This window comes from Actinosynnema sp., assembly GCF_052038725.1.
On the sequence record NZ_JBQGCX010000145.1, the window covers coordinates 1 to 5,376 of the forward strand.

At 76.5% G+C, this 5,376-nt stretch carries 5 protein-coding genes; 2 read left to right on the plus strand and 3 right to left on the minus strand.

Annotated features, from left to right (window positions below; genetic code table 11):
- On the minus strand, positions 1-605 hold a 605-nt coding region (locus tag ACTUAL_RS02785; RefSeq protein ID WP_440899158.1), incomplete at its 3' end, for a TetR/AcrR family transcriptional regulator.
- Between the two features lie 122 nt (positions 606-727).
- On the opposite strand from ACTUAL_RS02785, the gene ACTUAL_RS02790 reads away from it, so the two are divergent.
- The gene (locus ACTUAL_RS02790) at positions 728-1,651 is read left to right on the plus strand and encodes a zinc-binding dehydrogenase (RefSeq protein WP_440899159.1); all 924 of its coding nucleotides are present in this window, start codon (positions 728-730) and stop codon (positions 1,649-1,651) included.
- Positions 1,652-2,106: 455 nt separating this feature from the next.
- Here the strand turns inward: ACTUAL_RS02790 and ACTUAL_RS02795 are convergent, their stop codons facing one another.
- Together ACTUAL_RS02795 and ACTUAL_RS02800 are read right to left on the minus strand one after the other, a co-directional pair.
- Positions 2,107-2,970, minus strand: a complete 864-nt coding sequence (locus ACTUAL_RS02795) for a sugar phosphate isomerase/epimerase family protein (protein ID WP_440899160.1) — start codon at positions 2,968-2,970, stop codon at positions 2,107-2,109.
- A complete protein-coding gene (locus tag ACTUAL_RS02800) occupies positions 2,960-3,988 on the minus strand; it encodes a Gfo/Idh/MocA family oxidoreductase (RefSeq protein WP_232519909.1) in 1,029 nt (342 codons plus the stop codon). Before ACTUAL_RS02800 ends, ACTUAL_RS02795 begins: the two co-directional genes overlap by 11 nt.
- 251 nt (positions 3,989-4,239) lie before the next feature.
- Between ACTUAL_RS02800 and ACTUAL_RS02805 the strand changes: the two genes are divergently transcribed.
- Positions 4,240-5,376, plus strand: a 1,137-nt coding sequence (locus ACTUAL_RS02805) for a DegT/DnrJ/EryC1/StrS family aminotransferase (protein ID WP_440899161.1), incomplete at its 3' end; no start/stop codon positions are given.

Here is a 5,376-nt window from a genome sequence, read left to right on the forward strand (position 1 = left end):
CCCACGGCGATCGCGAAGATGCCGGGCACCGCGGCGAACGCCTCGCGCGCGCACCCGACCAGCTCCGCCTTGCCCGGCGACCCCGGCAGCCCCGCCCAGCGCTCCTGCGCCCGCTGGAACGCCGCCATCAGCACGTCCACCGCCAGCCGCAGCCGCAGGTCGTCCGGCGCCAGGCCGGTGCGGCCGTGCAGGACTTCCAGCGCGGCCAGGCTGGTGCGGTCGCAGAAGTACAGGCCGTGCGCGTCCATCGACGGGGTGCGGGCGGCCAGCTGCCTGCTCAGCAGGAGCCGGTCGGCCCAGCCGTCGTCCGGCATGTCCGCCAGGGTGGCGACCAGGGCCTCCTGCAGCAGGTCCACGACCTTCCCGCGCCCCTCGTCCCGCGCCAGGCGGGCCAGGAACGCGCGCCACATGTCGTGGACGGGCGCCATGGCCACGTCCTCCTTGCCCGCGAAGTACCGGAAGAAGGTCCGCTTGGACACCTCGACGCGCGCGCACAGCTCGTCCAGGGTCGTCGCCGCGAAGCCCCGGTCGGTGAACACCTCCAGCGCGGTCGCGATCAGCGCCTCGCGGGTGCGGTGCTTCTTGCGCTCGCGCAGCGTCTCCACGGGGCGAGTCTAAGGCGGGGATCGGGCGCGTCCGACAAGCCCCTCGGTGGCTTGTGCCACTGGGTGGCATTCATGGGCTAGGGTCGGCCGGGACCCCGCTCCCTCCCGAGGAGGACCCCGAAGTGCGCGCACTGCTCGTCGACCACTCCGCCCCGCGCCACCTGCGCCCGGGGCAGGCCCCCGACCCCGCGCCCACGCCCGGCCAGGCGCTCGTGCGGGTCGCCGCGACCTCCCTCAACCCCGGCGAGCGCGCCGGACTCGCCGACCTGCCCGACGGCGCCGTGCCCGGCTGGGACGCGGGGGGCTTCGTGGTCCGCGCCGCCGTGGAGGGCTCGGGGCCCGCCGAGGGCACGCCCGTGGTCACCCTCGGGCTCGCCGGGGCCTGGGCCGAGCTGCGCGCCGTCGACACCGCCCACCTCGGCCCCGTCCCCGAGGGCGCGGACCTCGGCCCCGCCGCCACCGTCCCGGTCGCGGCGGGCAGCGCACTGCGCGCGCTGCACCGCCTCGGCCCGCTGCTGGCCCGCCGGGTGCTGGTCACCGGCGCGACCGGCGGCGTCGGCCGCTACGCCCTCCAGCTCGCCCGCCGCGCGGGCGCGCACGTCGTCGCGGTGACCTCGGACCCGGTCGCGCACGCCGAGGGGCTGCGCGCGCTCGGCGCCCACGAGGTGGTCGGCCCGGACCTGGCCACCGGGCCGGTGCACGGCGTCGTGGAGCTGGTCGGCGGACCCGTCCTGGTGGCCGCGCACGCCCTGCTCCGGCCCGGCGGCACGCTCGTCTCGGTCGGCAGGGCCTCCGGCGGCGAGTCGGTGTTCGACAGCGCGGCCCTCGAGGGGACCTTCCAACCGGACCGGGTCATCGCGACCTTCTTCCTGCCCGCCAGCGGCCCCGGACTCGACGAGGACCTGGGCTGGCTGGCCGCGCGGGTCGCGTCGGGCGAGCTGGACGCGGGCGTGGCCTGGCGCGGCTCGTGGGCGCGGGCCGACGAGGCGGTGGCGGCGCTGCTGGACGGGCGGCTGCGCGGCAAGGCCGTGCTGGACGTCGACTAGCCCGCGCCGTCTCGGGAAAACCGCTGCGCCGCGGGGGTTCACCGCCCTGCGGCGCTCGGCGGCGGCCTGGGCCTGGCAAGGAAAACCCTTGTCGGGGCAAGGAAAAACCCGCCCCCGCGTTGCCGCGCGGGAGCGGGTCGAAGTTCCCCGTGTGCAGGCTCAGACCATGCGCACCGCCTCCGGCGCCTGGACCTCGTCCACGATGGCGAGCGCGGCCAGGCCCCCGTCGGCCCGGTCCGCACCCGCGCTCGCCGGGGAGGGACCGGTCCAGTCCGACCTCCACCGGCGTCCTTGCCCCCCACACCCCACCCAAACGCCCGGGGCGGGCGCGGCCCACCTGGGAACCGGGGAGTCCGGGCCCGCGCCGACCCCTGAACCGGGGGACTGCCACCCCGCGCCGCCACCGACCCCGTTCCCGCTGAACCTGTTCCCGCCCAGGTCCCGCTCCCCGGCGGTCATCGCAGCAGCCGGGACATCGCCCGGCCCGCCGAGACGAACGCGGCCGACGCGCCCTCCGGCAGCTCGGCCGACTCCTCGTGCGGGCGCGCCGCCACGTGCGGCTCCAGCGACCACGCGCCCCGATAACCCCTGGCGCGCAACAGCTCCACGCACTCGGCGACGCGCGCGTCCCCGGTCCCCGGCTCCACGAACCCCCCTCCCACCACGTCCTTCACGTGCACGTGCTCGACGTGCGGGGCGAGCAGCTCCAGTGCCGCGAGCCCGTCGTACCCGTGCACGACGGGGTTCCCGGTGTCGAACAGCAGCCCCAGCGCCGGACTGCCCACCTCGGACAGCAGTTCGAGCGCCCGCTCCGCGCTCGTGCCCGCCCAGCCGGAGCAGTTCTCGTGCAGCAGCACCACTCCCGCGACCTCCGCGCGCACCGCCAGCTCCCGCACCCGCGACAGCACCCGCGCCCGCCACAGCGGCTCGGCGAGACCGTCGTTGGGGTAGGACGCGATCCGCACGTACCGGGTGCCCAGCTCGGCGCACCGCCGCAGCAGCACCTCCAGCTCCGCCAGGTCCTGCTCGAACGGCCCGGTGACCGGCCTCGTCCGGTCGCCGATCCGCGAGTCGAGGCACACCGCCCGCACCCCGGCCTCACCCAGCGCGGCGACCACCCCCGCGAACGCCTCGTCGCCCAGGTCCGCCACCGCGACGCCGCCCACCGCGCGCAGCTCGATCGCCGACCAGCCCAGCTCCGCCAGCACGGCGAGCTGGCCGGGCAGGTCGGACGCGGCCCGGTCGGTGATCCCGGCGAGCGTCCCCGCGCCGACCCCGGCCGCCAGGCCCGGCGCCGCCCCCGCGCCGTCAGCGCGCACCGGTCGGCGTCCTGCTCTCGGCGCGCGCCGCCGGGACGACCGGCTCGGCGCTGATGTTCTTCGCCACCGACAGCAGCCGCACCACGTCCCCCGCGAACGCGAAGCCCTGCGAGTGCGGGTCGCCGGTGCCCCGGAACAGCCGGTAGGCGCGCAGCACCCACTCGGTCAGCGAGTCGTCCCGCAGCACGGTGTGCTCGCGCCGCCCGTTCCCGGTCACGGTCAGCTGCGAGTGGTCGTCGTCGCCGCTCACCGCGTAGTGCCCCACGGCCCGCCCGCGCTCGAACTCCACCGTCACCCGCCGCTCGCGCACCGGCGAGGTCAGGTCGGAGCTGATCTCCGCGCGCACCCCGCTGTTGTGCCGCAGCCCCAGTCGCGCCCCGCCCATCCTGGGCACCACCACGTCGCCGAACGCCAGGTCCGAGCCCGCCGCGTGGGTGACCCGCGCGCTGCCCGCCAGCCGCAGCGCCAGGCCGACCCCGTGCGGCAGCTCCACGTCGAACGCGGTCGGGTGGCTCGGGGCGGTGAGCGAGCGGCGGAAGCGCGGCTTGTTCTGCACGATCGACACCGAGCGCGCCTCGCCCAGCTCCCCGCCGCGCACCAGCTCGGTGAGCCGGGCGGTCAGCGAGCTCATCTGCCACGGCTCGACCACGGCGATGCGCAGACCGTGCCTGCGCCGCAGCCGGGCGATGCGCGCCAGGTCGTCGGTGCCCGAGGCCAGCGGCTTCTCCACCACCAGGTTCCGGAAGCCCAGCTCGGCGATCTCGCCGATGACCTCGGGCCGGGTGGTCGGCGGGGTGCACACGTGCACCGCGGTGCGCGCCGGGTCGAGCAGCTTCGCGGCCTCGGCGGCGGTCGCGGTGGTCACCAGACCCGGCCGGTCGGCGAGCACGCGGCGCGGGTCGCAGGCCACCACCGGCTCGGCGGAGAACAGGCCGGGCGCCGCGGCCCGAGCCCTCGCCAGCACCGGCAGGTGCAGCTCGGCGCCCGCCCTGCCCAACCCGATCACCAGTGTCCGCACGTCCGCCCCGTCTGCCGCAGTCCCCGCGACCCGGCGAAGAGCCGGGCCATTCGGGCGCAGACGTTCTCGACAACGGGGCTCAATTGTCAACTTAGTGCCCATTAATTGACCAGGAAGAGTGAACGCACCGAACTCGGGGAGTTCTTCTCCGCGACTGCCCTACGCTGCGCCGCGTGCTTCGACAGCGGAGGTGGACACCCCTGCCGGTCCCATTCTTCACACAATCCGCGACTTTTTCACGATTGTGGCCGGTGACGCGGCACCACGTCGAGGACGTCGTGGAGAACGGCGAGTACTCGCACGGCCGCAAGGTGGTCGAATTGGAGCGCGCGCTCGCCGAGCACACCGGGGCGCGGCACGTGATCGGCGTGAACAGCGGCACCGACGCCCTCGTCCTGCTGCTGCGCGCCTGCGGCCTCGGCGCGGGCGACGAGGTGGTCGTCCCCGCGTTCCCCTCCGCCGCCACCGCGGCCTGCGTGGTCCTCGCGGGCGGCACGCCGGTCTTCGCCGACGTCGAGCCGGACGGCTACGGCATCAGCCCCGCCTCGGTCGCCGCCGTCGCCACGCCGCGCACCCGGTTCGTCGTGCCCGCCCACCCGTTCCACCACACCGCCGACCTGACCGGCGTGCGCGAGGTCGCCGACCGGCTGGGCCTGGCCGTGGTCGAGGACAGCGCCGAGGCGATCGGGATGCGGTACGGCGGCAGGCACGCGGGCCTGCATGGCTTCGGCGGCGTGCTCTCCTTCTTCCCCACCGGGACCCTCGGCGCGCTCGGCGACGCGGGCGCGGTCATCCCCGACGACCCCCGCGTCGCCGAGGTCGTCTCCGCGCTGCGCCACCACGGCCGCCCCGGAGCCGCCGCGGGCAGCCCCCCGGCGGTCGACCCCGCCGCCGCGCTGCCGGGGCTCAGCAGCAGGATGGACGACGTCCAGGCCGCCGTGCTGCTGGCCAAGCTCGGCCGCCTGGAGCAGGACATCCGCCGCCGCGCCGAGCTGGCCGCGCGCTACACCGCCCGGCTCACCGGCGTCCCCGGCGTGCGCAAGCTCCCCGAGGTGCGGCCCAGGGCCGAGGCCGTGCGCGGGGTCGCCCGCGCCTACGTCGCCGAGTTCGCCCGCCGCGACGAGCTGGCCGAGCACCTGGCCGCGCGCGGCGTCGGGACCGAGACCCGCTACCCGCTGCCGCCGCACCTGCAGCCGTGCTTCGCGCACCTCGGGCACGCGCCCGGAGACTTCCCCAACGCCGAGGCCGCGTGCGGGCACGCCCTGGCGCTGCCGCTGTACCCGGACCTCACCGAGGAGCAGGTCGACCGGGTCTGCGCCGAGATCCGCGACTTCTACGCCGCGTCGGACCTGCACCTGTCCGCCCCGCGCCTGTCCTTCCCGCACCTG